The 26,381-nt window shown below is 48.5% G+C and carries 26 protein-coding genes; 3 read left to right on the top strand and 23 right to left on the bottom strand.

Annotated elements, in window-relative coordinates:
* Positions 1-93: 93 nt before the first annotated feature.
* The 6 genes from BTA31_RS02710 to lutR form a co-directional block, all read right to left on the bottom strand.
* Positions 94-1,020, bottom strand: coding sequence for an ABC transporter ATP-binding protein (locus BTA31_RS02710; protein ID WP_076788795.1), 927 nt, complete (start codon positions 1,018-1,020; stop codon positions 94-96).
* Positions 1,020-1,709 carry an ABC transporter permease subunit gene (locus BTA31_RS02705; RefSeq protein ID WP_043928474.1) on the bottom strand — a complete coding sequence of 230 codons (690 nt, stop codon included), beginning with the start codon at positions 1,707-1,709 and terminating at the stop codon, positions 1,020-1,022. Before BTA31_RS02705 ends, BTA31_RS02710 begins: the two co-directional genes overlap by 1 nt.
* Positions 1,710-2,042: 333 nt before the next feature.
* On the bottom strand, positions 2,043-2,765 hold the full coding sequence (locus tag BTA31_RS02700; protein WP_076788794.1) for a LutC/YkgG family protein: 723 nt from the start codon (positions 2,763-2,765) through the stop codon (positions 2,043-2,045).
* Positions 2,762-4,195 carry a LutB/LldF family L-lactate oxidation iron-sulfur protein gene (locus BTA31_RS02695; RefSeq protein WP_076788793.1) on the bottom strand — a complete coding sequence of 478 codons (1,434 nt, stop codon included), beginning with the start codon at positions 4,193-4,195 and terminating at the stop codon, positions 2,762-2,764. Before BTA31_RS02695 ends, BTA31_RS02700 begins: the two co-directional genes overlap by 4 nt.
* A 42-nt stretch (positions 4,196-4,237) precedes the next feature.
* Entirely contained in the window at positions 4,238-4,954 is a 717-nt protein-coding gene (locus tag BTA31_RS02690) for a (Fe-S)-binding protein (RefSeq protein ID WP_076788792.1), read from the bottom strand.
* A gap of 130 nt (positions 4,955-5,084) precedes the next feature.
* Positions 5,085-5,825 carry an L-lactate utilization/bacilysin biosynthesis transcriptional regulator LutR gene (gene lutR, locus BTA31_RS02685; protein WP_076788791.1) on the bottom strand — a complete coding sequence of 247 codons (741 nt, stop codon included), beginning with the start codon at positions 5,823-5,825 and terminating at the stop codon, positions 5,085-5,087.
* A 209-nt stretch (positions 5,826-6,034) separates the two neighbouring features.
* Between lutR and lutP the strand changes: the two genes are divergently transcribed.
* Positions 6,035-7,726, top strand: coding sequence for an L-lactate permease LutP (lutP, locus tag BTA31_RS02680; protein WP_076788790.1), 1,692 nt, complete (start codon positions 6,035-6,037; stop codon positions 7,724-7,726).
* 34 nt (positions 7,727-7,760) lie between these two features.
* Here the strand turns inward: lutP and rpoN are convergent, their stop codons facing one another.
* Complete coding sequence (gene rpoN / locus BTA31_RS02675; RefSeq protein ID WP_076788789.1) at positions 7,761-9,074, bottom strand: RNA polymerase factor sigma-54; 1,314 nt, start codon at positions 9,072-9,074, stop codon at positions 7,761-7,763.
* A 70-nt stretch (positions 9,075-9,144) separates the two neighbouring features.
* On the opposite strand from rpoN, the gene yvfG reads away from it, so the two are divergent.
* A complete protein-coding gene (gene yvfG / locus BTA31_RS02670; RefSeq protein ID WP_003185491.1) occupies positions 9,145-9,360 on the top strand; it encodes a protein YvfG in 216 nt (71 codons plus the stop codon).
* Between the two features lie 16 nt (positions 9,361-9,376).
* Here the strand turns inward: yvfG and BTA31_RS02665 are convergent, their stop codons facing one another.
* From BTA31_RS02665 to BTA31_RS02595, 15 genes are all read right to left on the bottom strand, one after another.
* Positions 9,377-10,354, bottom strand: a complete 978-nt coding sequence (locus tag BTA31_RS02665; protein WP_076788788.1) for a polysaccharide pyruvyl transferase family protein — start codon at positions 10,352-10,354, stop codon at positions 9,377-9,379.
* Positions 10,355-10,364: 10 nt separating this feature from the next.
* A complete protein-coding gene (locus BTA31_RS02660; protein ID WP_076788787.1) occupies positions 10,365-11,510 on the bottom strand; it encodes a DegT/DnrJ/EryC1/StrS family aminotransferase in 1,146 nt (381 codons plus the stop codon).
* A gap of 23 nt (positions 11,511-11,533) precedes the next feature.
* Positions 11,534-12,160, bottom strand: coding sequence for an acetyltransferase (locus BTA31_RS02655; protein WP_076788786.1), 627 nt, complete (start codon positions 12,158-12,160; stop codon positions 11,534-11,536).
* Positions 12,160-12,762, bottom strand: coding sequence for a sugar transferase (locus BTA31_RS02650; protein WP_043928463.1), 603 nt, complete (start codon positions 12,760-12,762; stop codon positions 12,160-12,162). The genes BTA31_RS02655 and BTA31_RS02650 overlap by 1 nt, the downstream gene beginning before the upstream one ends.
* Positions 12,763-12,782: 20 nt before the next feature.
* Positions 12,783-14,339: an MATE family efflux transporter gene (locus BTA31_RS02645; protein ID WP_239693122.1), complete on the bottom strand. Its 1,557-nt coding sequence runs from the start codon at positions 14,337-14,339 to the stop codon at positions 12,783-12,785.
* A complete protein-coding gene (locus BTA31_RS02640; protein ID WP_076788784.1) occupies positions 14,336-15,355 on the bottom strand; it encodes a glycosyltransferase in 1,020 nt (339 codons plus the stop codon). Before BTA31_RS02640 ends, BTA31_RS02645 begins: the two co-directional genes overlap by 4 nt.
* On the bottom strand, positions 15,352-16,431 hold the full coding sequence (locus BTA31_RS02635) for a polysaccharide pyruvyl transferase family protein (RefSeq protein WP_076788783.1): 1,080 nt from the start codon (positions 16,429-16,431) through the stop codon (positions 15,352-15,354). Before BTA31_RS02635 ends, BTA31_RS02640 begins: the two co-directional genes overlap by 4 nt.
* An 11-nt stretch (positions 16,432-16,442) precedes the next feature.
* The gene (locus tag BTA31_RS02630; protein ID WP_076788782.1) at positions 16,443-17,474 is read right to left on the bottom strand and encodes a glycosyltransferase family 2 protein; all 1,032 of its coding nucleotides are present in this window, start codon (positions 17,472-17,474) and stop codon (positions 16,443-16,445) included.
* A 55-nt stretch (positions 17,475-17,529) separates the two neighbouring features.
* Positions 17,530-18,633 carry an EpsG family protein gene (locus tag BTA31_RS02625; RefSeq protein ID WP_076788781.1) on the bottom strand — a complete coding sequence of 368 codons (1,104 nt, stop codon included), beginning with the start codon at positions 18,631-18,633 and terminating at the stop codon, positions 17,530-17,532.
* A gap of 4 nt (positions 18,634-18,637) precedes the next feature.
* The gene (locus tag BTA31_RS02620) at positions 18,638-19,798 is read right to left on the bottom strand and encodes a glycosyltransferase family 1 protein (RefSeq protein WP_076788780.1); all 1,161 of its coding nucleotides are present in this window, start codon (positions 19,796-19,798) and stop codon (positions 18,638-18,640) included.
* On the bottom strand, positions 19,791-20,633 hold the full coding sequence (locus tag BTA31_RS02615; RefSeq protein WP_043928455.1) for a glycosyltransferase EpsE: 843 nt from the start codon (positions 20,631-20,633) through the stop codon (positions 19,791-19,793). The genes BTA31_RS02620 and BTA31_RS02615 overlap by 8 nt, the downstream gene beginning before the upstream one ends.
* On the bottom strand, positions 20,630-21,778 hold the full coding sequence (locus BTA31_RS02610; RefSeq protein ID WP_076788779.1) for a glycosyltransferase family 4 protein: 1,149 nt from the start codon (positions 21,776-21,778) through the stop codon (positions 20,630-20,632). The genes BTA31_RS02615 and BTA31_RS02610 overlap by 4 nt, the downstream gene beginning before the upstream one ends.
* A gap of 10 nt (positions 21,779-21,788) precedes the next feature.
* Entirely contained in the window at positions 21,789-23,606 is a 1,818-nt protein-coding gene (locus BTA31_RS02605; RefSeq protein ID WP_076788778.1) for a polysaccharide biosynthesis protein, read from the bottom strand.
* Between the two features lie 258 nt (positions 23,607-23,864).
* Positions 23,865-24,557: a CpsD/CapB family tyrosine-protein kinase gene (locus BTA31_RS02600; RefSeq protein WP_043928451.1), complete on the bottom strand. Its 693-nt coding sequence runs from the start codon at positions 24,555-24,557 to the stop codon at positions 23,865-23,867.
* Positions 24,547-25,299 (bottom strand): YveK family protein, encoded by a 753-nt coding sequence (locus BTA31_RS02595; RefSeq protein ID WP_043928450.1) that lies wholly within the window; start codon positions 25,297-25,299, stop codon positions 24,547-24,549. The genes BTA31_RS02600 and BTA31_RS02595 overlap by 11 nt, the downstream gene beginning before the upstream one ends.
* A gap of 237 nt (positions 25,300-25,536) precedes the next feature.
* On the opposite strand from BTA31_RS02595, the gene slrR reads away from it, so the two are divergent.
* A complete protein-coding gene (gene slrR / locus BTA31_RS02590; protein ID WP_076788777.1) occupies positions 25,537-25,995 on the top strand; it encodes an HTH-type transcriptional regulator SlrR in 459 nt (152 codons plus the stop codon).
* Here the strand turns inward: slrR and BTA31_RS02585 are convergent.
* Positions 25,992-26,258 carry a hypothetical protein gene (locus tag BTA31_RS02585; RefSeq protein WP_076788776.1) on the bottom strand — a complete coding sequence of 89 codons (267 nt, stop codon included), beginning with the start codon at positions 26,256-26,258 and terminating at the stop codon, positions 25,992-25,994. The genes slrR and BTA31_RS02585 overlap by 4 nt on opposite strands.
* Positions 26,259-26,381 lie beyond the last annotated feature (123 nt).

The raw sequence follows: 26,381 nt of genomic DNA, 5'->3' as shown, positions 1-26,381 counted from the left end.
CCATTCGCGTCAGCCAGTATAAAGGCATGAAGCCGGAAACAATCCCGGAACATGCCAATCAAAGTCTTTCTGAAATATTATTTTGCCATGGTGTCAAGAAACAACGCGTTCCTCTGAGCTGTCCATAAAGATGTCTTCAAGCGACGGTTCATCGACGTGGATTCTGTAGATTCCCACCTTGCAGTTCGTTAATACTCTGACGATGGCGGGAATTTTTTCTTCCGAATTGACGCTGATCGAAATCTCATGGTGCTTAAATTGAACGTTTTCACCAGCTGATTCAAGAAAACTGTCGATCAAGCCGAAATGCTGCTCGGGAATATTCGAATGGCGGATGCGAACGCTTATGTTTGACATGAAATGCCTTCTTAATTCATCGAGCGTGCCTTCCATTAAAATGTGGCCGTTTTTCATAATCGCGATTCGGGTACAGATTTTCTCAATTTCATGCAGGTTGTGTGACGTCATAAATACCGTCTTACCTTCTTTTTGTAAATCTATGATCAGCTTTTGAATGTGCAGGGCCGATTCGGCATCAACACCTGATGTCGGTTCATCCAAAAAAATGAGCTCGGGATCATGGATGATCGCCTGGGCGATGCCGAGCTTTTTTTTCATACCGAATGAATACGCGCCCGCTTTTTTTTCAGTATGCTCAGTGAACCCTACTCTCTCTAAGACTTCTTCGCACCGCTCAGTCGATACGGCTTGTCCGTTCAGCTTTGCAAAATACTTCAAATGCCCGACCGCTGTCATTGAATCATAGAGGGTCAAATAATCGGGTAAAACGCCGATGCGATGCTTGACGTTTTCAATCGAAGCGTCATTTAACAGCAGAAAACTGCCAGCTGTCGGCTGGGTAATGCCTGTGATCATATTCATGAACGTAGATTTCCCCGCACCATTGCGGCCGAGGAATCCGTAAATCTCTCCTTTTTCAACTTGAAGGTCGACATGGTTGACGACGGTTTTAGCACCGTAGCTTTTCATCAGCCCTTTTGCCTCGATCACCACATTCATTATAAATCTCTCCTTTTAAACAAAACGATCGCACCAGACAGAACGATGGCGGCGTAGACAAAGTTGATGAAAATAAAAGAACCGCCCAGTACGGAGTAATAGTACGGCGTTAAATATTTAAACCAGGTGATCATGCCGTTCTCTGAATAAACAGCCCATAAACTGACCGCGGGAAAGACGAGTGCAAACACGATTCCAAAAAACATGGACATGGCGGGCCTTGAAATCATGATCGAAAATAAAAGGTTCAAAGAGATTGCAGCTGTAAGAAAAGCCATGCTGTCTGCGTAACTCATCCATAAAAACTCTTTTGAGACGATCATCACCAAGGTGTACGAAACGAGCATGCAGAAAAACCAAAACAGCCAGACGCCAAAAAACTTTCCCAGAATGATCTTGATCCGCGACGTTTTCGTCACGAGAAATCGGACCGTCCGGGTATGGACTTCGCGGTTGATCATGTCATGGGAAAGCCCCGCGATAAACAGGAAACCGAGAGCAAAGACGATAACGGCCGTTCCGATTGCGTTTGCATCACTTCCTAAATCCAATTCGCGCACGAAGTCCGCAGGCGCCTGTTCGATCAATCCCGCGGTCTTATAGCTCACCCAAAACATAATAATAATGACAATAATCGACTTGATGCTTTTAAAAAGACTGATAAATTCGTTCAGACACACTGCCCGCATACGAGTCACTCCTTCACTATTCTCCATTATAGTGAGTGAACATTATCGGGAAATAATCTTATCCTTAACATTACCTTAAATTTTAATAGACTCTTTCTTTCAGGGGCGTTTCCGAGAATGATAAATGAGATGCAAGAGGCTGGAACCAGCGGAAGAAATGGGATATGCAGAGCCGGCAATCCGATAAAAATGGCATTTCAATATAACGAGTTACAGCTATTTTATGACCGGCAAAAAAAGTGGCACGATGCGTTAAATCAGTATGCGCCGGGATTGTCATATCGCAAATAAAAAAGATTAGCTCACGAGGCTAATCTTTTTGTTATCGTTTAGTTACCGGTCCGCCACGACAATATAAGCCGCTTTTACCGGGCCGTGGACGCCGACTACAAGATCCATTTCGATGTCGGCTGAATTGCTCGGTCCAGTGACATAGTTGATGCAGGACGGGATGACGCCGCCGTCTGCAACCTTTTGTTTGATGATTGCGCTTGCCTGTGTCATCCGCGGGACGATGGTGCTTTTCGGGACGATCGCGATATATGTCGTCGGCAGCAAGCTGACGGAACGCCCTTTGTCTTTTGAACTGAAGAGGACGACCGTTCCGGATTCAGCAAGCGTGATCTCGCTGAATGTCACGCCGATGTTAGCCTGTTCGGCCCGCTGGATATTTTCATCTCCGGCCGCTGCATTCCATTCCCACACTTTTGTCCCCTCATTCGGCCACTTGTCTGTTAACAGGCCTGACAGCCCGTACTCTTTAAAACGGTCATCTTTCGGAATGATGACAGGCCCGCCTCCAAATCGCGATGCCTGTTCATACAAAGCATCATGCAAGCCGATGACATCTGTTTCAATCAGCTCCGTATGAATGTTCCGGCAGTGGTCCTTTAAGACGCCGACAAGCTCATCCTGTGTATAGCCTTGATATACCCGGTGCTGCGGCTGGTAGGTATAATCGGGAACGGTGACGCCTGCCGAGCGCCTGTTGCGGCCGAGTCTTTCCGCAATCCGGTTTAAAAAGCCGTCTTTGTTTTGGATTGTTCCGTTTGTCATCTGTCTTCCCCCTTCTCTTTCCGTCTGTCTTCAAACCAGTCGCGGAATCTTGACTTGTTCGGCGCGGGGAAGTCGCGAATCTGGGTCCACTGTTTTAAAGGGCCCGGTCCCTTCGTTATTTTGCCGTCTTCTTTAAACGGCTTCATGGCTGCCGGCGCCCATTTGGAGCCCATTTTATAAAGGGATGGCGCAGATGTTCCCAAGCCGAACGCTTTCATCGCCAGCTTTTCGGATATCGGCGCACGCCCTTCTTTTTCAACGATGCGCTGCCTGTGCTTCAGAAGCAGTTCATGAAGCGGGATTTTCACCGGACACGCTTCAGAGCAGGCCGCACATAACGAAGAGGCGTACGGCAGTTCTTTATAATCATCATATCCGCCGAGCAGCGGCGACAATACGGCTCCGATCGGACCTGAATAGATTGAACCGTAAGAATGCCCGCCGACATGACGGTAAACGGGACAGACATTGATGCAGGCCGCACAGCGGATGCATTGGAGGACGGATTGAAACTCCGTTCCGAGAATGTTCGAACGCCCGTTGTCAACGATGACGAGGTGAAACTCTTCGGGTCCGTCTGCTTCACCGGGCAGCCTCGGCCCTGTCAGCGCCGTGATATAGCTCGTCAGCCGCTGTCCGACCGCGCTTCTTGTGAGCATGCCGACGAGGACTTCAAACTCGTCGAATGAAGGGACGATCCGCTCCATCCCCATCACGGTAATTTGCGTCTTCGGAATGGTCGTGACGAGACGTCCGTTTCCCTCGTTTGTGACAAGGCTGACAGATCCCGTATCGGCAATCGCAAAATTGCAGCCCGTAATGCCGACATCAGCCTCGAGAAATTTCTTTCTGAGCACGGCGCGTGCGTGCATGACAAGCTCTTCCGGCTTTTCGGTGTTGCGGTAGCCGATCCGCTCTTTGAAGACGTCGCGGATTTGCTCTTTGTTTTTATGCAAAGCAGGTGCGACGATATGAGACGGCGGATCATGATCATCGATTTGAAGGATGTATTCGCCCAAATCGGTTTCGACCACTTCGCAGCCGTTGCTTTCAAGTGCCTCGTTCATGTTAATTTCTTCGGTCACCATTGATTTTGATTTAACGATTTTTTTGCCGTTTTTCTTTTTCACGACGTCGCGGATGTAGCCTGTCGCTTCATCAGCCGTCTGTGCAAAGAATACGTGCCCGCCTTTTTTGGCGACATTTTCGGCGAGCTGTTCAAGGTAGTAATCCAGGTTTTCCAGCACGTGCTGCCTGATTTCTTCGGCCAGAGACCGCCATTCTTCCCAGTTTCCGAGCTCTTTTGCCGCCTCAAGACGGCGCGCTCTCAAGCGCTCCTGCGCACTTGAAACAGCCCCCCTCATAAACTCGTTATCGAGCCCGTCTGACACGCGCTCTTGAAATTTCTGTGTTCCGATCTTCATTGCCATAACGAATGTCCCCCTCTATGTGTGAAATGACCGGATGTCTGTTTATCTGCTGTTCAGCACTTCTGCGATATGCATGACTTCAATCGGCTTGTTCTTTCTCCCGATCCGCCCGCCGATATTCATCAAGCAGCCGCAGTCCGCCCCGATTAATACATCTGCGGCTGTTTCTTCGACACACGCCACTTTCTCATCGACCATCTGTTCGGATATTTGCGACATCTTCACCGAAAAAGTTCCCCCGAATCCGCAGCAGTCGTGTTTGCGCGGCAGCGGCGTGAACTCCAGTCCCTTCACATGCCGAAGCAGCTTCATCGGCGCGTCCGTGACACCCAAAAGCCTTGTCATATGGCATGACGTATGATATGTCGCCTTTCTCTCAAGTGTCGCCCCGACGTCTTCAACCTTCAATACGTTGACGATAAAATCGGTCAGCTCATACGTTTTGTCAGCCAGCCGCTGCGCTTTTTCCGCCCAGGCCGGCTCATCCCGGAAAAGGTGCGGGTACTCTTTGAACATAAAAGCGCACGATCCTGAAGGGCTGACGACGTATTCAGCTGATTCAAACGTCTCAATCATCCGTCTCATCGCTTTTTTGGAATCTTTGACATAGCCGCTGTTGTATGCAGGCTGGCCGCAGCAGATCTGCCCTTCGGGAAAATCCACTTCACATCCGAGCCGTTCCAGCAGTTCAACCGTCGCTTTTCCGACATTTGACTGAAACATGTCAACCAAACACGTGATAAACAGTGATACTTTCATCTTGATCCCCTCTCCAACCCGATAAATCAGGTCATCTGATGACTTGGTTAGAAAAACCTCTTTCTCCATCTTACACCTTGGTAAAATTTTTCGAAAGGGGTTTCTTTTTCGTTTTCACTCTGGCCGCTGCTTATATGGCCGGCTCGTCGGCCCGTTTTGTTTCTTCAAAATATGAGGCCAGCACTTGTTCCACATTTGTCAGATGATTGTGCATCGCTTGCTCTGCTTTTTGGCCGTCTTTTTCCTTCACAGCCTGATAGATGGCTTCGTGTTCTTCATAAAGGCGCTTAACGGTTGTGTTCTTCGAGAACAGCCAAATTTTGCGCGTCTCCCTCATCGTCTCAATTAAGAGCGATGATACATGATTCATCAAGCCTTTCAGCAGATCGTTTTGCGAGGCGCCGGCAAGCGCAAGGTGAAACGCGAGATCGGCTTTTTCGCCAAGTTCGCCGTTCCCGTCCGCCAGCTTCATATCCTCAAGTGCTGCCTGCATGCGTCCGAGATCATCCTCCGTGCGTTTTTGAGCCGCACTGGAGACAGCCCCGATTTCAAGTATTTTACGGACTTCGAGCAGTTCAGCGACGTCTTTCTTTTTCATCAAAAGCGCAGCCGAAAGGGGGATGGAAATTTGCTCAGGCTCAAACCTTTTCACATACGTCCCTTCCCCCTGCTTCATTTCGACCATCCCCATCGCTTTTAACGCGGACAGCGCTTCCCTGACGGCCGAACGGCTGACCTGAAAGCTTTCGGCGAGCGCCTGGACGGAGTCAAGCTTGTCACCGGGCTCAAGCTCTCCGCTTTTAATCGAATCAAGAAGCGCTTCCGCGACTTCTTCGTATATTTTTTTCGTCTTGATTTGTTTGTATTTCAACTTTTTTCACCTCGTAACCAGACTGGGCATGATGCGCTATTTTTTATTATACCGTTCTTTCCGTCCGGAACATATAGCCTTCGGCTTCATGCAAAAAAAGATTGTAATTTATGACATTGAGAAATATAATGCTAAATGATTAGTCTTGTCATCATGTCATCAGATGATTAGATGAGGCTTTTCTTTGACGAACAAAGGGGGAATTGGAGATGGGATGGACGCAAGATTATATTCCACTGGGGAACAGTTTGCTGCTCTCTTCGCTTGCAGCGCTTATACCGATTTTGTATTTTTTCTGGGCTTTGGCAATCAAAAGAATGAAAGGGTATACAGCGGGTGTGACGACTTTGCTGATTGCGCTCGCGCTGGCCGTTTTCGTATACGGTATGCCCGCTCATCAGGCTGTGATGTCGGCTTCGCAAGGTGCGGTTTACGGGCTGCTTCCGATCGGCTGGATTATCGTGACTTCCGTTTTTTTGTACAAGCTTACAGTGAAAACCGGCCAATTTGAAATCATCAGGAGCTCGGTATTGTCGATTACAGATGACCGCCGTTTGCAAGCACTTTTGATAGCGTTTTCATTCGGGGCATTTTTAGAAGGAGCGGCAGGCTTCGGCGCCCCTGTCGCGATATCGGCTGCATTGCTTGTCGGCCTCGGCTTCAATCCGTTGTATGCGGCAGGTATATGCCTGATCGCCAACACGGCGCCTGTCGCTTTCGGGGCGATCGGCATCCCGATTATTGCGGTTGAAGGGCCGACGGGGATTCCTGCGATGGACATTTCAAAAATGGTCGGACGCCAGCTGCCGTTTTTATCTGTATTTATTCCGTTTTATTTGATCATTATCATGAGCGGCTTCAAAAGGGCTTGGGAAGTGCTGCCGGCGATTCTCGTGTCGGGTGTCTCTTTTGCCGTTACGCAGTATGTAAGCTCAAACTTCCTGGGACCTGAGCTCCCGGATATTTTGTCAGCCATCGTATCGCTTATCGCGCTCGCTGTATTCTTAAAATTTTGGAAACCGAAAACGACATTCAAATTTTCGCACGAAAAGGAAATGGCCGCTGCAGCGGAGGCGCAGCAGCTTGAACAGCAAAAGGCGTCATACTCGGCGGGGCAGATTTTCAAGGCGTGGACACCGTTTTTGCTACTCACGGCAATGGTCTCTATCTGGGGAATTCCAGCTGTCAAACAGGCGCTGACAGGTTATTACGAAGGTTCAAATCCATTGCTGCTGTTCATACATGACATCGGCGGCAGGCTGACGTTTGCACCCGGCGTGCCTTTTTTACACAATCAAATTCTCGATGGTTCCGGAAAACCGCTTGAAGCTCTTTATAAACTTGATCTCGCCGGATCGGCGGGAACGGCGATCCTGATTGCCGCCGTACTGACAAAGTTTGTCACAGGCATGCCTTGGAAAGAATGGGGCGCCGTGTTTACAGATTCGCTGAAGGAGCTCGGCAAACCGATATTAACGATCGCTTCCGTCGTCGGTTTTGCCTATGTCACCAACTCTTCGGGCATGAGCACAACACTGGGCATGTCCCTTGCGATGACGGGTTCAATGTTCGCATTCTTTTCTCCCGTTCTCGGCTGGCTCGGCGTGTTTATAACCGGTTCAGATACGTCGGCCAATTTGCTGTTCGGCAGCCTGCAAAAAGTGACAGCACAGTCGGTCGGAATGGAGCCGGTGCTGTCTGTGGCGGCCAACTCTTCAGGCGGTGTCACAGGAAAAATGATCTCTCCGCAGTCGATTGCGGTCGCCTGCGCAGCCGTCGGACTGGCAGGAAAAGAATCCGACTTGCTTCGCTTTACACTAAAACACAGTCTGTTTCTTCTGTTCCTCGTTTGCATGATCACTTTCCTGCAGCATCATCTGTTTTCGTGGATGATCCCGTAAAAAAAGCCGCCGGCGTTCGTGCCGGACGGCTTCTTTATTGATATCTCTTTCTGACAGACGAAGGCAGTATATTGAGCTGATCACGGTATTTGGCGACGGTCCGCCTCGATATGACGACGCCGTGCTTTTCGTTTAAAAGGTCGGCCAGCTTCTTATCTGAAAGCGGTTTCATTTTATTTTCTTCATCGATCAACCGGCGCAGGTGCGCCTTGACTGTATGACTTGACGTATGCCCGTCAGCGGCGTCCTTTACCTTCGCCGAAAAAAACCGTTTAAGCTCGCACAGCTCAAAAGGCGTCTGCACGATTTTCCCTTTGACTGCGCGGCTTACTGTTGATTCGTGAACGCCGAGGGCATCGGCGACCTCTTTTAATGTGAGCGGCTTCAGTTCGTCTTTCCCTTTTAAAAAATAATCTTTTTGCCGCACCATGATTTCCGCCATCACCCTCCGCATCGTTTCCCGTCTTTGCCTGAGGGCATTGTCGAGCCATTTCCACTGCTTGAACCTTTCAGAAATATAAGCTGTCGCCTCGTCTTTTGACTGACGCTGCAAAAACGGCTCGTAAAACGCGTTAAGCTGGATGTCGGGAAAAGAACGGCTGCTGAGCTCAAGCGCCAATTTTCCATCCTCTGCTGAAATGATTAAATCAGGCTCGATATAGACTTCGCCTTCATCCGCGCCATACATCAATCCGGGACGCGGCGACAGTTCTGCGACAAGGTCTTGTATGTCCTGAAGCTCTGAAAGCGACAGCCCCGCTCTTTCCGACAGCTCTTTCCATCCCTTTTTGGCAAACAGGTCAAAGTATGAGGAAATGACTTTTTCTGCTTTTGCCGTCTCCTTTGGCAGACGCTTTAATTGAATCAGGATGCATTCCTGAAGCGACCGCGCTCCGATGCCTGCCGGATCAAGAGTCTGCAGCTTGCCCAAGACTTCTTCCGCTTCTTCTCTGGTGACAGCCAGCTCAGAAGCGATAAAGGCGATGTCCTCTGTCACATATCCGTTTTGATCAAGGGAATCGACCAGGTAGCTAAAAATCCGCTTTTCCCGGCTTGACAGGCGGAGATCGAGCGCCTGCCGTTTCAAGGCGCTTTTGACATCCTCTCGGGAATGTGCCGTCTCAGTACGGCTTATTCCTTCATTTTGTAAATGACGATTCGTTTTATGGTAAAATGATCGGGGAATATCGGAGTCTTTTCGTTCGATCAGGGGGTTTTCCAATGAGAGTTCGTCAATCCGGCTGTTCAGCTCGGCCGACGAATACTGAAGCATATGAATGGCTTGGGCAAGCCCTTGCGTCAAGTGAAGTTTTGCCGTTTGCTGCTGCTGTACATGCAAGTTCATCATATCTCCCCTCCCACTATTAGTTTACACGATCGGTTCCGTACCGTATAGACTTAAAAAAGGAGTGTTACCATTGACAGAACTTTTCTCTGTGCCCTATTTCATAGAAAATTTTAAAACCCATATTGAAATGCATCCAAATGAGGATAAAATCCACGCGATGAACAGCTACTACCGTTCAGTCGTGTCAACGCTTGTCCAAGACCAGCTGACAAAAAACGCGGTCGTCTTAAAACGGATTCAGCATTTGGATGAAGCCTACAACAAAGTAAAGCGCGAAGAAGCATAGCAAAAAAAACCGCCTGTCATACGTGAACAGGCGGTTTTTCTGCTTCAGTCTGATGGTTTTGAATCAGTTTCGTATTCGGGATGTCCTTCATCCATGTGTTGTAATAATTTGCGTTTTTTCCGTAGGAGTTGTCAATCACTACGTTTTCTTTTCCGAGCAGACACGATAAGATGTGGCCGTGCAGCCTTGAAGTAATGACTGATTCATAGCGGCTGAAGAAACGGATTGATTTGTCGACAAGGCTGTCCGAATAGCGTTTCCAATAAGAAGCGATCGGCAGCGGATTGCCCGCTTTTTTGTTGAGGACGTTGATCGTCTGCAGGCGTTTGATTCCGCGTTTGTCGCCTTCTGATAAGATGACGTTCCAATCGTACGTGTCCGGCTCCCCTGCTTTCTGGAGACTGCTGTTTGCTTCTTTGTCGGTCCTGATCAGCCGCAGAACGGACTCAGACGGTTTTTCGGCAGACGGCGCGATCGGCCAGAGCTGGTGAGCCATGTCTGGCATCATTCGGATGTTTTTCATCCCTTCGAAACGCTTGACGGCAAATTCAAATGATGCCTTTTCCCGCGTGAATAAGTGCAGATCCTGGTGAGCCGCCAAAATGTCGCGCGTTTTTTTAACATTTTCTTCATGTTCATAATAAATCGACTGCGGCAGAATGACGATCCGGTTGTCCGGGTAATGTTCGACCACCCGTTCCCTGAACTGCTGGAAGTGAGGGTACAAATCACCGAAATTGCCGCCCCCCTGGCAAACAATGATGGCGTCCTTTGGAATGCGGCGGCCCGGAATGAAATTCTCTGCATTCCATCTTTCGCACACCTTGATGCCGTATGCTTCAAAAAAAGCTTCGGTTCCTTTCATAATCAATAGGTCCCCGACGTTTCCGTAGAGCGGGTAGTCCAAGTAAACGACTGATGAATGCCTTGGAATGACATCCAAAATTTCTGCCAGCTTATGCTTTAAGCTGTCCATGGAATATGTAATCGCCATGTTTAGCACCTCATTTATATTTAATCCGGTCGGCAACGAGTTGAATTACCCGGTCCTGCTCTTCCGGCGTCATACTTGATCCTGACGGCAGGCAGAGCCCGCGCTGAAATAAGTCGCAGCAGACAGAGCCTTGATCATCGTGAGGATAAAAGGCCGCACCTTTAAAAAGGGGCTGTCTGTGCAAAGGTTTCCATAATGGCCGGGCTTCAATGTTTTCTTTTGCGAGCTGTTCAATGATGTCCGCCGGTGTTGTTTGAATTTTTGCTGTGTCAAACGTTAATGTCGTGAGCCAGCGGTTTGACATGCCGGCTTCAGGCATAAATTCTATACCTTCGATACCGGAGAGCGCCTCCTGATAGCGTTCGAAGACCGCCCGTCTGGCATGGACCCGGTCATCCAGAACGGCGAGCTGAGCGATGCCGATTCCGGCCAGGACATTGCTCATCCGGTAATTGTAGCCCGCTTTTTCGTGCTGATAATGAATGGCTGGCTCGCGCGCCTGAGTGGCTAAAAAGCGCGCCTTTTTCAAAGCGTCTTCATCATCGCTGACAAGCATTCCTCCGCCTGATGTGGTGATGATTTTGTTACCGTTGAACGAATAGATGCCGAAGCGGCCGAAGGTTCCGCTTTTTTTGCCTTTATAAACAGAGCCAAGCGATTCTGCCGCATCTTCAATGACAGGCACGGCAAATCGATCGCAAATGGCCGTAATCTCGTCCATTTTCGCGCTTTGGCCGTACAAGTTGACGACGATGACGGCTTTCGGGAGATTCCTGGCACGCTCCGCTTCGTCGAGCGCCCATTCAAGCGCTTCGGGCGACATGTTCCAAGTATCCCGTTCAGAATCGATGAAAACCGGTTCAGCCTGCTCATATATAATCGGATTAGCGCTCGCTACAAACGTAAAGGAAGAACAGAAGACTGTATCACCTTTGCCGACGCCGAGCAATTTCAAGGCCAGATGGATTGCGGCTGTTCCGGAGCTGACTGCCGCGGCTCCGGACGTCCCCGCATAGGCGGCAAGCTTTTCTTCAAATGTATCGACAAGGGGACCGAGAGGCGCGATCCAGTTTGTCCGAAACGCTTCAGCTACATAGCGCTCCTCGTCTCCGCTCATGTGCGGCGGAGATAAATAAATTCGCTTATTCTGACTCATGTTTTTCACCCTTTTTACTGCTGTTATTTGATCTTTCTTGCAGGGACTCCGACAGCGGTACAATCATCTGGAATGTCGTGAATCACGGCTGATCCCGCTCCCGTCACGCTCCAGCGTCCGATTGTCTTTCCGGGAATGACCGCCGTTCCCGCTCCGAGATGAGCGCCTTCCATAACTGTCACGCCGCCTGTCAACACCGTTCCCGGCGAAAGATGAACGTAATCGCCGATCCGGTTGTCGTGTTCGACGATCACACCTGTGTTGACAATCGTGTGGATGCCGATGTCGGCATCCGCTTGGATGACGCTCGACGCCATGACAACGGTGCCGTTTTGAATCCGGGCCGAACCGCTGATCACAGCGGACGGATGAATCAAAACCGCATACCTGTCAAGCGGAAGGCCGAGGCGTTCATACAGCTGCTGTCTGATGCCGTTTTGGCCGACAGCCAGGACGAACTTCGCGTCCGGATGCAATCGCGCAAGTTCTTCTGCGGCGGCTGAAGGCCCTCGATACAAACCGTTCTCAACATGAAGCTCCGCATACCGGTCATCAAGAATACCGGCAAGCGCCGTATCCGGCCGCTCTTTTACAAGATCCCGAACGACTTTCCCATGGCCGCCGGCTCCGATGATCACCACGTTTTGCATCAGGCATTCCTTCTCCCCGTAAATTTTTCTGCAGTCACATGCCGGTCCTGGCTGACGCCTTCCGACTTCAAAACTTTTACGACAGTCAACAAAAGGATTTTGAGATCAAGCAAAAAAGAACGATGATCCACATACCAGACATCGAGTTCAAATTTTTCCTCCCATGTCACTTTATTTCTCCCGTTGATCTGCGCCCAGCCTGTGATGCCCGGCTTAACTTCATGCCGTCTCCACTGCCGCTTCGTATAGAGGGGAATATACTCCATCAAAAGCGGCCGCGGCCCGACGAGGCTGAGGTCTCCTTTGATGACGTTGATCAGCTGCGGCAACTCGTCAAGGCTCGTTTTTCTAATCAGCCGCCCCGTCTTTGTCAGCCGTTTTTCATCGCTTAGCAGATTGCCTGCTTCATCTCTTTCATCAGTCATCGTTCTGAATTTATATAATGTAAAAGGCTCGCCATTCAGCCCCGGCCGGGTTTGGCGAAATAAAACAGGCGAGCCGATTTTCCATCTGATGAGGCAAGCCGTCAGGATCATGGCCGGACTGAGCGCGACCAGCAAAATAACCGACAATGCAAGATCGAAAAACCGTTTCGCTAGCACGAAAAACGCACCCCTTTCTTTTATTTAAAAAATCCCTTTTGAAACGGGAAGGATAAAGAGCATCGCAATGCTTGCAGCTTCGTTGTGACAATATCCCGTTCCGCTTTCGTCAACATGACGAAATAAGCAAACAGGCCGTATGCCCCCGTCGCAGCCAGCGCCGCGACAAACAGGGACAGCAGGCTGTCGATCGCAAATAAGTATTGAAGAGCGTAACAGACAGCCAAGGTAAATGAAGCGCCGGCAACCGGCCTGTATATGCCTTTATAAAAAACCCTTTTTCTTTCACCCGTAATCTTTGACGCATAAATCGGAGTGAAGACGACGTTTTTCAGCATTAAAGCTGCCGCACCAGCCAGCGCAATTCCGTAAAGGCCCAGACCCGCCGGGCCGCTCAGCACGATGGCAAGCAGCAAATTGACAACGCCGAAGGCTACCGTGGTCAGCGCCGGTGTTCTCAGCTTGTTATAGGAGGTAAAGATATAAAACAGCGGCGCCGGGCTTAATGAAACAACCAAATAACCCGCATGTATCAGTAAAAGCCATTTCAAGTGTTCGAATGAAGGGCCGAGCCACAGCGACAGAAACGGGCCGGCCAGCCCGCCCAGAAGCGCCGCCGGCAAAGCGAGCAGGATGCCGTTAAACCTGACGGCCTGGTTGGCATAGCGGACGAGCCCTTCTTTGTCGCCTTTTGAATAATAGAGTGTAATCGTAGGTGAAAATACGGCCGCAAGCGTTCCCGAAAGCGTCCGTAATAACAGCGGAAACTGAATGATCGCGGCGTACATGCCGGATTCGGAAACCCCCAGCATCACATTCGCCACCATTAAATCGATTTGCAGAAACAGCAGGACGCCGACTTGGCTGACGGAGCTCCATCCTCCCGCCTGAAGCAGTTTTTTGCACTTTGCAAACGACATATCCCTCACACGAAACGTAAACCATGGGATCAATTTCTTAAAGAAAAAGATCGACAGGATGCACGCCGAAGCGGTTGCGATAAGAGCGGCGAGCTGAATGTGCCAGATCTTCGGTGCAAACCACGCGAAAATCAACAATACGCTCAAGACGCGAATCAGCATTTGGACGGCCTGGATCGTGCTTGTAATATAGATTTTATTGGCAAAAAACGGACCGGCGGCAAATCCCGACATCACAAAGGTCAATAAAAACAGCAGGCTCCCGATCAAAAGCGCGATCTGCACATCCCCCAAAAGACCGGCGGGAACGCGAATGATCTGATCGATAAAAAACACCGTGCCGCCAAGCGGAAAAAACAAGATGACTGAAAGCACCAGTGATGAAACGATATAGGTATTCATATAGCCTCTCGCTTCGTCAAGCGCTCCCCTGTGGGCGGAAACAGAAAAAAACCGGACAACGACCGCGCTCAAGGCAACCGTAATAATCGAAAAGTAATTGATCATATTCTGCGTGAGATGGACAAACCCAAACGCCTCAACACCGAGGTTCTTGATGACATAAGGCGTCAGCCACATCGAAAACAGCACCGATAATAAAAAAGACGCCACATTGGCGCCGAGATTCAAAACAAATGTTTTATTCAAAAGGCTCATCCCTTACTGGGCAGATTTCGTTTAAAAAACAATTCGAGGAGAATCGGAATATTCAGCTTGCATAGCAATAAAACGAGCCGCTGGCCGATTAACAGGTTGCGGCTGCGGAGAGACGTGGCTTTGACGCACGACTGCACCATCCGGTAAGACAATATGTCTTTAATATGCCGCCTCACCTGCTTTGAAGGCTTCGGTTCCGCACAGGCATTGGCTAAAAGCATCGGAATTTGATGTTTGCATGTGTACGTTTCCAGATCGTCCGCACATTCATCCAAAAGCTGAAACGTCTCATAGAATCTCCTTTTCGCCCGGTACTGCCTTTTCAGGCTTTCATCCATGTACGGTTTAAACGGCACCTCTGTCAGGCTATCCGGGTTGCACCTGTACATGTAATAGCCGGCATCGATCGCTCTCACCCGTTTCGCTGCATAAAAGGCGTACAAATTAAACGGCGAATCCTCTGCAAAACGAATGTCTTCAAAAAAGTACAGCTGGTTTTTCTTCAGCAGGTCGCGCCTGTACAAATTCCGCCACACATACCAGATGAAGCGGGTTTCATGCGCCTTTTTGAGCTCGCGTTTAATGTCCCAGCTCAACAAGAGGCGATCGGTCGGCAGCGGCGGCGGGAAGTAGATGTCTTCCATATCGGAATGTTTATGATACCCGCACATGACGATATCGAGGTCGTCTTTTTTGGCAGCGGCGTACATGTTTTCAAACATGGCAGGCAATACAAAATCATCACCGTCGACAAACCCGACATAATCTCCTGTCGCGGCTTGAAGACCGGCATTTCTCGCCGAGCTCAGCCCGCCGTTTTTTTTATGAATCACTTTCACTCTGGCATCCAGGCTGCAGTACTTTCTGGCTATCTCCCCGGATTTGTCGGGGGAGCCATCATCGACAAGGATGATTTCAATATTTTTTAGCGTCTGCCCGCGCAGCGAATCGACGCATTCTTCTATATAGTCTTCGACATTGTACATCGGAACAATGATACTGACAAATGGCTTCATTGGACATCACCCATAATTTTTTGTCTTAAATCTGTGAAATAATGGTCCCTTGACGGAGTCTCACGATGCGAATCACCGGTCTTGATCAGCTCTTCGATTGCACCGAGAACCTCTGCCGCATCGGGATTTTCTACAAGCTTCAGCGAAGGAACGTCTTTCAGCCAGTGAAAGCCTTCAAGCACCTTATGATCAAAAGAGCGGATCACAACGCACGGCGTTCCTGTTATCGCACAAAAAATCATGCCGTGCAGCCTGTCTGTCACAACGACCTCCGCACCTCTCAGCTGATTCCAAAGCCGGTTCAGCTCCTTCTCGCGGGACACGCGGCTGACCCTCCTGCCGATCGTCGTTGTAAAAGTTTTGACACCGCCATACTCGTCGCCGACAGCCTGCAGCAGCTTTTTACGCTCTTCCGGCCTGAGAAAGCTTTCTTTATCCTCCCTTAAACAAACGAGCACACCATCTCTTTCAGACTGCTGTTCTTTCTTTAAATAAAGCACCATATCAGGCTGCTTCACAATCGTTTGGTTTGAAAAATGCTGTTTCATAAATTGATAGGTTGTATCATCGCGCGCCATCATGAACAGCCGGCGATGGGAGTTGTAGATTTTTTTCGCCCTTTTCAGTTCCTTTTTACCGCGGGGTGTCTCGGAAAAGTGCGCGGTTGCCGGGAGCTGAACGATTTTATAATGCTTGAATGTTTTGATAATGAAGCGCCTCGTCCACTCCTCATTGCGGTACAAATCCCCCATGTTTCCTCCGCCGATGATGAACACCATATCCTCGGGGTGGCGGATGCGCATGAGCGCTTTTGCATGTTTGTAAATATCGTTGATGCCGATTTCAATTAATTCAAAATCGGGAAACTCGTTTTCTATGAATGTCCGGCTTGCCAGGGCAATCGCGTGATCTCCCAAATTATCATGGGACGGAATTAAAGTCAGAATGATTTTTTTCTTGCCTTTATATTGATCAAAGCGCCTTAACCCCGGCGTTCCCATCACATATTCAGAAGGATATTTCACCTTGAGCAAAAGCCATTCTGCAAGATTGATCTTCAGTTCCTGAAAGGTCATTTCCTCACCGCCTATTTCTTCATTCTGTGCTCGATCATTTTCTGGTAAATGGCCGCAAATCCATACACTGCCGGCACCAACCGCAAACGAATCAGCATAAGGAGAAGCTTCTTCTTGGAATCGAATGCCGACATGTCCACTGCGGGGATTTTCCCCCTGAATTCCGGACAGGCGCATATGCTGCGGATATTTTTATATTTTTCTATTGAAGGGTTTTTGTTTCGGCTCTTGCATTCATTTAAAATACTGATGCAGCCGTGGTTGACGATAAAGACGTGCAGCGCCTCCTTTAAAGCCGGGAGCTCTCCGTGCTTTGTCAGGCAATCCAGGTTTGCTTCATAAAGAGCGAGTCCGTCTTCAAACAGCCCCGCCTGATACTTTTGGACGATGGACGACAGGTGGACCCTGTAATGATAAAGCGGCTTTGTCACGAACGCCGCGGTATTCGCATATAAAAGGCACCTGAAGCTGAAGTATTGATCTTCGATGTTTTCCAGCTCGTTGCGCAACGGGAAAACGAGCTTATGCCGCTCTATCAGGCTCCGTCTGTAGAGCTTGTTCCAGGAAAAGCCGCTTACTTTACCCTTTAACAAATCTTTCATGAATGCCTCTTTCGGCTTTCCCTCATAGTTTTTCCCGATGTCAGGGCAGACCGTTTTTCCGGTATCCTGAATTTCGACGGCATAATCACAGATGACAAGATCGGCATCCTTATCCTTCGCTTTTTCATACATCAATTGGCAATAGTCAGGCTCAATCCAGTCATCGGAGTCGATGAATGCCAAGTACTCGCCTGACGCCGCTTCGATGCCTTTATTGCGGACAGCGCCAAGGCCCTGATTCTCCTGCTGAATCGTTTTGATGCGCCCGTCCTTTCGGGCGTAATGATCAATGATCTTCTGGCTTCCGTCTGTTGAACCGTCATTGACGATAATGATTTCGATATTTTTTAAGGTCTGGCTGATCAACGACTGCAAACAATTCGGCAAAAAAGCTTCTGTATTATAAACAGCGACCAGTAGACTAACTGCTGGATTTTCCAATGTGATGACTCCTTTGTCGAAATTTTCACAACACCTAAACGGCCTATTCCGCTATTCAACGTTCAAAAATCGTTCTGTACGGCAATACCGACGAATCGAACGGCATGAGCATAAAGCTGTATAAGAAGTAACAGATCAAAATCAAAACATACAGAAGCGCGTTCGATTTCGGTTCAAAAATCCGTACAAAATAAGGAACGAGAATCAGCTGATAGAGCCCGAAATAAATGTTGAACCTCGCAAAAATGACATCCTTTGTCGCCAAAATTCCGAACAGGAAACCGATCAGACAAAGGTTGACGATATAATCGACTTCGGGCCAGCGCTTTCTGAGCTGCTCCCTGAAGCAGAATGCAAGTACGAGCGGGAGAAGAAGAACAATGATTTTAATGGCATTCATGCCGTTCGTATTTTTCATCAGCCATTCTTCGTAATGTCCGTATTGACTGTTTTCAAGCACGACAAGGAATACGGACAGGAATTTTTGATACAGAAAAGTCCCCGCCAAAAATAAGAGCATCAGGCACCAGAGGACAGGCGACCACGCTTTTCTTCTGACGATGAAATAAACCGGAATCATGATCAAAGCCGAAGAATGAAAAAGCGAACAGATCAGCACGACGGTCATATAGCGCACCAGTTTCCCATCGATCAGATACCGGACCGCCCAAAACAGAATGGCCGCCGCCATGTATTGGCGAATACCGTTAAACGAAGCATAGTAGTGAAACATGCCGATAAAGAGAAACATGCTCAACTCAAACGGTCTTCCATATACATAAAGCGTCTTGACGATATAGATATAGGTGATCGCGGCAACGACGGCAAACATGAGCGCCGGATCGGCTGAAACCTGGTTTAATATCCATAAGAGTGCGGTAAATCCGGGATCTGTCGACGACTTATCTGTTCCGAAACCGAAGATCTCCCAAATGTTGTTGTATTTTCCGGCTAATTCGTAAAGCAGCATATAGGTGTGGTAATCCGTTCCGACCTTGTATCTTAAGCCGGCAACGATAATCAAAGACGCGAGCGGAACGACGGTGAGGATCGCATTCGGACGGTAGCCCGTCGGCAGCCTGTGATCTTCCCTGCCGTACATTTTCGCAAACCATGACCAGATGAAAACAATCCCCATATTCAACATGTAAACAGACATACACTCACTGTCCTTCTGCCGCGGAGATTGAATAGATGTCCATCAGTCTCGCCAAATTTGCTTTTGCATCATACCCTCTCTCAGCAAGGCTTCTCTCTATTTCCGGCCATGCAGGCTTTTTCGCCTGAGCAGCACGGCTGATATCCTCAGCCCACCGTTCAAAACCGGCATTTAAGCTGAGACGTTGCAGCAGGCCGAGTCCCAAATCGGTTTCCTCTGTAATATGGTCTGATACAATACAAGGAAGCCCTGACGCCTGCGCTTCGACGAGAACGAGGGGGAGCCCTTCAAACAAAGACGGCATGGCAAATACATCAAACGTCTGCATGAGAGCCGGGATATCTTCGACGACGCCGAGAAATAGAATGTCGTCTTTTACACCGAGAGAGGCGGCTTTTTCTTCCATCTGTCTGCGCAGCGGACCATCACCTGCGAACACCGCTTGAAATGGTGTGCCCGATTTCTTAAAATGAGCGGCAAGCCCGAGCAGAAACGCGTGGTTTTTCTGTTCAAAAAAACGGCCGACATGCCCGATCACCAGTGCGTCTTCCTTGATGCCGAAGCTCTTTTTCGCATCCATCTTCGAAACGCCGCTCGCTTCCTTGAACCGGTCAAGTTCAATCCCGTTTTGCAAAAGATGGACCGCGTTTTCGCCCATCTTTTTTTTGCCGAATAAAAAACGCCCGGCATCTTTGCCGCAAGCGCACAGAGCCGTAGCACTGGAGAAAATCAAGCGGCGGAATGCAAGGAGCTGCCATGTATCCCAAAACCGGGGATTAGACTTCCAGGCCGTGTTGTGGGAATGGCAGACCCTGATCGGAACGCCGGCGAGCCTGGCCGCCAATGCGGCAAACCCCGTCTGAAAATCAGTATGGGCGTGGACGGCGGCATACGGCCCTTTCTCAACCAAAATCCTTCTGATGTTTTTGATGTAGGCGACTGGTCCCGACCGCCCGATGCTCGGTACATAAAACACCCGGCCGCCGTGCGTGATGATTTCCGGATCATAATCGCACGTTTCTTCCCGGTGGGAAATAAAATCAAATTGAATATGCCGTCTGTCTGTATGGCGGTATATATTCATAATCATCGTCTCCGCGCCGCCGCGGTTCATGCCGCTTACGATGTGAAGTACCCGTTTTGGTCTCACGCTTCCGTCATTCATGTTTTACGACCCCTCCGCCTTCATTCATCAATCTTCTTTTATGATATTTGTTCATGATAAAAGGAGGCATGAGCCCCCTGATGATGGGTTTCATCATATAAATGTAGTCTGAGAGCGGCAGCTTCAGCCGTCTGCAGGCGGCAAAGACGATAAACGCATTATCAATCGAGTAGCTGAGCTTTCTCCTTTTAAACGCCGATTCGTCTTCCCTTACTTTGTATAAAGCTTCCTGAAGGTTGTAGCCTGTGTAGCCCGCCTCAAAAAAACGGAGCCACAAATCGATATCTTCCATCCTTCTTGTTCTCCGGCCGACCCGATAGCCGTCCAGCGCCTTATAGACTTCCGCTCTCATCATGATCGTCGCATGGCAAAACGGCGTTCCTTTCGCCATGATTCTCGGTCCGGGAGAGGAAGGAAGCATTCTGACGCCTCTGATCCCGTTTTCGTCGAAGGCCATCATGCCGCTTCCGACGACATGATAATGAGATTGTGATTCCAGAAACGCGACCTGCTTTTCAAACCGCCTTGGCATAGAGATATCATCTCCGTCCTGACGCGCGATATATTTCCCGCCGGCGTATTGGAGACAGTGATTTAACGAAGCAGCCAGCCGCTGATTCTTCTCATTTTTGATCAGCTTGATCTTATCTGCGTAATGATCGGCATACCGCCTGGCAACAGCATATGTCCCGTCTGTCGAAGCATCGTCGCATATAATCAGTTCCCAATTTTTATAGGTTTGATTTAAAATTGACTCGATGCTCTCTGCGATCGTGTCCTCACAATTGTAGACTCCCATAATGACAGAAACTTTCGGCTTTTGACCCCCTGTCATCCTTTCAGCCTCCTTTCAACTGTTTCGTTATCCATAAAGGAAGAATAAATGCCCGCCATTTCTTTGACTGTGCGCTGCTGGGAAAAAGCGGCGGCCGTTCGTCTCCCCGCGTCCCCCATCTTTTTTCGCAAAGAAGGCAGGCGGTACAGCTGCAAAATCCGGTCGCTGAATGTTCCGGCGTCTCCCTGCGGAACCAAAAATCCGTTCACGCCCTCTTGAATGACTTCCCGGTGTCCGCGGTTGTCCGCTGCAACGGCGGGCTTTCCTGCTGCCATTCCTTCAAGGAGGTTCATGCCGAGCCCTTCCCTGATGCTTGAAGCGACAGACACGTCTGCAAGCTGAATCCATTCGTGGATGTTTTTTTGAAAACCGGCAAACGTGACAAGCGAAGAAACACCTTTTTGTTCAGCGAGACTTCGGTATTTTTCCTCCATCTGCCCTTTTCCTGCAAACACGAGCTTTAAGTTCGGAGCTCTGTCTTTTAAAGCAGCTGCCGTTTCGATGAGCAGCGCCTGGTTTTTATTCGCGTTCAGCTCCGCGGGATATATGAGAATAAAGTCTTCTTCTTTGAAACCGTATGTTTTCCTGAGCAGCATTTTCTCTGTTTCGCTGACAGGATGAAACCGCTCCGTATCGACGCCGATGCCGTGGATTTTTTCCGTGCGCATCGCCTTTCGCAAGCCTTTTGCAAGGACGAAATCTTCTTCATTGATCGTAATCAGGCAATCGGTCAAAGCGGACAGCCCTTTTTCAATCGGATAATAGAGCAGCCAATTTTTCAAAGGTGCACCTTGGCAAAAGTGGAAACCGTGAGCGGTATAGATTACTTTCGTTCCCTCTTTTCTCTGCTTCCGGGCCGCAAGCCTTGCCAGCACGCCTCCCATCGGCGTGTGGCAATGAATAATGCTGTACCGGTTTTCGTCAATGATGCGCGCCAGCTCCCGATAGGCTGCGATATTGCTTGCATTCAGAGGAGAACGCCTGATATCGATATCAAATTTTTTGTCTGTATAAGGCAGTGTCATATCTCCTTTTGCGGCGATATGAACGTTCCATCCCTGCTCTTTAAACCATTTTAAATACGGGAGGTGGAAGGCCTTGAAATGGTAATCTACAGTAGCGCAAAACAAAACCGTTCTTGTCATGTTCTTCCCCCTAGTGAGCTGTCACCAGCTTTTTCTCATGCTGGCCGATCGCTTTGAACAAGCGCTCTCTCAGCTCGCGGTCTGACAAATACATAAATTCATCCATAAATGTCTTCAGCACCGTCCACTCGACGTCGACCGCCTTGCCGATATGAATCTTCGGGAAAACCTGCTCTGCCAGCACTTCATTTTGATTCAGCAGCTCTTCGTACATTTTTTCGCCCGGCCGGATGCCTGTAAATTCGATTTTGATCTGATCTGTCGTATAGCCGGAGAGCTGGATGAGATTTTTGGCGAGGTCGACGATTTTGACCGGTTCACCCATATCGAGCACGAAAATCTGTCTTCCTTTGGCAAGCGCCCCCGCTTGAATAACCAGCCTTGAAGCTTCCGGAATCGTCATGAAGTACCTCGTCATGTCCTGGTGTGTGACAGTGACCGGGCCGCCTTTAGCAATTTGTTTTTTGAAAATCGGAATGACGCTTCCCCTGCTGCCGAGAACATTTCCGAAGCGGACGGCGACAAATTTGGTTTTGCTCGTTTTGCCGAGATTCATGATCAGCATTTCCGCGAACCGCTTCGTTGCTCCCATGATATTGGCAGGGTTGACCGCTTTGTCTGACGAGATCAGGACAAAAGTTTCCACTCCGGTTTCGTCGGCTGCTTCAGCGACGTTTTTCGTGCCGAGGATATTGTTTTTAACAGCTTCTTTCGGGCATTTTTCCATCAGCGGAACATGCTTGTGTGCAGCTGCATGATAAATGACATTCGGTTTGTAGCGTTCCATCAGCAAAAACATTTTTTCTCTGTCCTGTATGTCAGCGATTTCAGGATAATAGTCGACATGCTTTCCGAACTTCTCCTGCAGTTCAAGCAAGATCGAATGGATGCTGTTTTCCCCGTGCCCGACTAAAATAATCGATTTCGGTTTAAATTTGCTGATTTGCCGGCAGATTTCCGAGCCGATTGAACCTCCGGCCCCCGTTACAAGAACGACGCGGTCCTTGACCGTATTGGAGATTTCGCTTGTGTCAAGCTGGACAGGCTCCCTTCCGAGCAAATCTTCTGCTTTGACATCGCGAAGCTGGCCGACAGGATGTCTGCCAAGCAATATTTCGTCTATTTTCGGCATGATTTGCGTTTTGACACCCGTTTGCGCACACGCCTTGTACATGTCCTGCATCTGAGTGACGCTTAAAGATGGAATGGCGATGATGATCCGGTCGATATTCCATTGCCGAACTGCCTGTATAATCTGCTCTTTTCCGCCTAAGACGGGCAGACCCATGATTTCAAGCCGGTATTTCGTTTTGTCATCATCGATAAATGCGACGGGCTTAATGTTCAATTCCGGCTTTTGCACAAGCTGTTTTACGATCAAACTGCCGGCAGAGCCCGCTCCGATGATAAGCGCCCTTAGAGATCCTTTGCTTTCTTTGTTCACCTGTTCCCTGATGATGCGCCACATCATCCGTGACCCGCCGATCAAGATCAGCTGGAACAGCCAGCTTAAACATAAAAGACGAACCGGAACGTTTTGAAAGAAAAACAGTTCGAGGACCGCCGTCACAAGATGGGACAAGGTAATCGATTTAAGCAGCACATATAATTCACCGATGCTTGCGTACTCCCACACTTTTTTGTAAAGGTGGAAGCAATGGGCGAATAAATGCTGAGCGCCAAGCAGTATCAGTGAAGTCATCAGCAGCATTTCCGAAGGGTATAAATCATATGATGGCAAAATCAGCTGATATCCGATAAAGATGGACAGCAAAACCAAGTACGAATCGAGTGCGGTAATAATGGAAAGCCTTCTCCGATATGTCAATTTCCTACCTCCTAATGTATCTTTCTAGCTGATAGGATCTTTCAGGGCAAAATCCCATCAGCTAAAAAGATACGGGCGATTTTCAAATTTAAACCGAGCACGTACATCAAATAAAAATGGGCATTTAACCCGTCCTCACACCCCGCCATCGACGACTTGCGTCTAAGGCAGACGGAAGTCTGCCCACGGTAGAGCCGAGTGCCTCCATCGGTAAAGGCAAGGAGACATCACCTAAAGCGGTGCAGCCGCTTCAAAAGATTACATGGTTGCGTAATTATATTGGCGCGCTTTCTTCACTTTCCGCCCGTTCAGCACGGCTCCGAGCAGTTCGCTTTTTGAAGAATTCAGCGCGTCCCGAGACTTGATCGCGTTATCAAGTTTTGTTTTTCCGCTGAGGATGACAAGGATGCTTCCATCCACTTGGTTCGCCAATATTTGCGCGTCTGCGACCGGCAGAAGCGGCGGTGAATCAAGGATGACTAAATCGTATTGGTTGTACGCTTCCGCAAGCAGGTCCTCCATCGCCTGCGATGACAACAGCTCGGACGGGTTCGGAGGAATCGGACCGCTTGTCAGCACATGGAGATTTTCCGCTTGGCTTTGCTGCACCACATTTTCCAGCGTCGTTTTTTTCATCAATACATTTGTGACGCCTGAATGGTTATCGAGCTCAAAAATTTTGTGGATCGTCGGCTTTCTTAAATCCGCGTCGATCAGAAGGACCTTTTTTTCCTGCTGCGAAAATACGACCGCCAAGTTTGAAGCCGAGAATGATTTGCCTTCTCCCGGTAGGCCCGATGTGATGAGCAATGACTTAAACGGCTTCTCAAAGGATGAGAACTCAATGTTCGTCCTGATCGTCCGATATTGTTCAACGATCGGCGCGTTCGGCTGATGCAATGCGACAAGCGCCGATTGATATTTGCGAGAGCGTTTTTTTCTAATACCCAAGCGGCTCACTCCTTCCTGCTTTCACGCGGATATTCATATCAGGGTCCCCGCGAAACAGACTTTTTTTATGTTTCATTTGCTCAATACTTCCCAAATAAATGAATCCCGCTTCCTTTTCGACTTGAGACGGCCTTGCAACCGTATCATCAATAAAGTCCAAAAAGAACGCCAAAGCGATTCCGGTCATTAATGCGGCACCGAATGCCAGCAAAATATTCATTTTGTAATTCGGTCTGACAGGTGTCGGCGAATCGACGATGTCGGCTTTTGACAGGACGGTTACCCGATCGGTGTTCATAATTTGCTTAATCTCTTTTTTGAGCACCGCTGTTAGAGTGTTCGCTATATCGGCCGCCCGTTTCTGATTTTCATCTTGAACCGAAATGTTAATAATCTCTGATTCGCTTTCACTGCTCGTTGCAATTTTTTCACCCAACCGGCCGGCAGAATAAGGTAAATCAAGCTCTCTCTTGACTTGCTCCAAAATCACCGGGTTTTTCAAAAGCGCTTGGAATGTCCGCGTGTATTGAAGGTTGATTTGAATATCGCTGTACGTGGCGCTTCCCTTTTTCTCTCCTACTTGATGCACCAAAATCTGCGTCGATGCCTGATAGACAGGTGTCAGCACATAGAACTGAATGATTCCGGTCGTCAATGTTACACCTATTGTCAAAACGAGAATTAGAACCGTTCTTTTTCGCAAGATTGCAATCAGTTCTCTAAAATCAATATTTTCTTTCATGCTTGACTGCCTCCTCAGGAATTGCCGTTTGTTAATGATTGGATTATAAAAGAAAAAATTTGAATTGAAAAATGCTGAATTTAGCTATATAGTTCTTTTTAGAGAACAAATCCGTTCGTTTTCTTTTATTTTCTGTCGATATCTTAAATTTTTGAATTTTATAAAGAACAAATTATTTCTTATAATGAACAGGAAAGCGTTTTTATTTGAATGGCAAGGGGAAGGGGAGGAATCAGTATGATCGGAAGAGTCATCCGAATGTACAGAAAAAGAAAAGGCTACTCCATTAACCAGCTTGCTGATATAGCAGGCGTATCAAAATCATATTTAAGCAAAATTGAACGCGGCGTTCACAGAAATCCATCAGTCGAATTCCTGAAAAAAATCTCCCGTGCGCTGAAAGTCGAATTAAAGGAATTGTTTGATACCGAAGTGATCCTTTATCGCCGGACTGAGCATGAAGACGAGTGGAGAACCCACCTTGTACAGGCCGTGCAGGCGGGGATGAACCAGGAAGAACTGTTCCAATTCACACACCGCCTCAAGCAGAAAAAGAAAGAACGGGCGCTTTATCGAAACAGGGAGCTGACCCAAGCCAATATCGATGAATGGAGAGCCCTCATGCTGGAGGCCAAAGAAATGGGACTGACCGTCAAAGAAGTAGAAGCGTTTTTGATGAGGACAAAAAATCATTAATTCATCCTGCATTCATATTTGTTTTTAGAAGATAACGGAAGCTTCTGACTTGAATCATTCATCCGGCTATAGATCAACATTTCCATTTCAACTTGCCGAAAATTCGGAATAATCGCATTAATAGATATCGCACGATCTTGATGATACATGTCTATAGCTCCGTTTTCACCTGTTTGCCTTATTTTTTCATGGCAGTCTTTAAACCCGAGGTTAGAGACTTTTTGCTTATGTTTATATATAAATGAAGAAACTCGGATTTTCACCTTTCACACCTTCCTCCATAACATGCAAATTCTGTGTCTCTCGGCTTACATCAGACCTTTGTCACGGCACGATTCATTGAATGGGGACGGAGCATTTTTGTTGAATCCGCGATTGCTGTTCGT

The organism is Bacillus haynesii (assembly GCF_001969855.1).
GTDB lineage: Bacteria > Bacillota > Bacilli > Bacillales > Bacillaceae > Bacillus > Bacillus haynesii.
Note: the sequence above shows the minus strand (reverse complement) of the source record. Positions and strands in the feature narration are given on the sequence as shown.